We start from the raw sequence: 210 nt of genomic DNA on the forward strand, positions 1-210 counted from the left end.
CCGTAGAACTGATCCCGGGGTTCGGTCAGGTGTTGCTGATATTGTTCCGCCGCTTTTAGGGCGGCTTCCAGACCGTGCTGCTGAAAACAGTGCCAGACAGCGTCCTGTTCCTGCGTGGTGCCGTGGCTGACGGTGGCGGTTGCCGGAGGATGCAGCCAGTTCAGCGTGGCGTCTGAGATAAAGGGGCTCATATCAGAGAAAGACAGGTTT

At 58.1% G+C, this 210-nt stretch carries 1 protein-coding gene; it reads right to left on the reverse strand.

What is annotated here, in order from left to right; all coding sequences use genetic code 11:
* On the reverse strand, nucleotides 1–206 hold a 206-nt coding region (locus ACGF49_RS25560; protein ID WP_387493667.1), incomplete at its 3' end, for a type VI secretion system domain-containing protein.
* Between the last annotated feature and the right edge of the window lie 4 nt (nucleotides 207–210).

The sequence above is a fragment of the Photorhabdus sp. RM96S genome (assembly GCF_042879335.1).
GTDB lineage: Bacteria > Pseudomonadota > Gammaproteobacteria > Enterobacterales > Enterobacteriaceae > Photorhabdus > Photorhabdus kayaii.